This window comes from Vibrio sp. D173a, assembly GCF_030248475.1.
Window position 1 is genome coordinate 1 of the sequence record NZ_JAHGAH010000826.1, and the last position, 1076, is coordinate 1076.

Genomic DNA, 1076 nt, shown 5'->3' on the forward strand with positions numbered 1-1076 from the left:
TAAAAGTACAACCCTGTTACCGCGCAGTTGGACTTAGGTATGTCAGGCTTCTCTTCTATTGAGATCGCTTGCATTGATTGATCAAACTCCACCACACCGAAGCGCTCTGGATCTTTTACTTGATAGCCAAAGACCGTTGCCCCCTGATCGCGCTGCGCAGCTCTTTGAAGAATAGGCGTAAACCCTTGACCATAGAAAATATTGTCACCAAGCACCAAACACACAGAGTCATTGCCAATAAACTCTTCACCGATGATGAAAGCTTGTGCGAGGCCGTCTGGACTAGGCTGAACGGCAAATTCTAAAGAGAGGCCGAAATCTGCCCCATCGCCTAACAAACGTTTAAACCCATCTTGATCTTCTGGCGTCGTGATGATGAGTATTTCACGAATTCCCGCTAACATAAGTACAGATAACGGGTAATAAATCATGGGTTTATCGTAGACTGGTAATAGCTGTTTCGATACACCACGAGTTAATGGGTATAAACGAGTACCTGAACCACCCGCAAGTATAATTCCTTTCATTAGCTACCCTGCCCTAATCTTTCCATACTATATGACCCATCCAACACTCGGCTCCACCACTGTTTGTTGCTCAGGTACCACTCTACGGTTTTACGAATACCCGTTTCAAAGCTTTCTTCTGGCGTCCACCCTAACTCACGTTCAATTTTAGAAGCATCAATTGCATATCTAACGTCATGCCCAGGGCGATCTGTAACATAAGTAATCAAATCTTGGTATTGGCTAACACCTTCAGGCTTATTGGGAACGAGTTCTTCTAGCAATGAACAGATGGTTTTAACAACTTCAATATTCGCTTTCTCGTTATGGCCACCAATATTATATGTTTCACCAACCTCACCTTCAGTGACGACCTTATAAAGTGCACGCGCGTGATCCTCAACATATAACCAATCACGAATTTGCATACCATCACCGTATACAGGCAATGGCTTACCATCGATCGCGTTTAAGATCATGAGTGGTATCAGCTTCTCTGGAAAGTGATATGGTCCATAGTTATTTGAACAGTTAGTCACAATTGTAGGTAGGCCATAGGTTCTAAGCCAT

2 protein-coding genes are annotated in these 1076 nt (G+C 43.7%); both read right to left on the bottom strand.

Annotated elements, in window-relative coordinates; translation table 11 throughout:
* A partial coding sequence (locus KIV40_RS29585; RefSeq protein ID WP_285352825.1) for a sugar nucleotidyltransferase occupies window positions 1-527 on the bottom strand: 527 nt, incomplete at its 3' end.
* A partial coding sequence (locus tag KIV40_RS29590; RefSeq protein ID WP_285352827.1) for a GDP-mannose 4,6-dehydratase occupies window positions 527-1076 on the bottom strand: 550 nt, incomplete at its 5' end. The genes KIV40_RS29590 and KIV40_RS29585, both read right to left, overlap by 1 nt.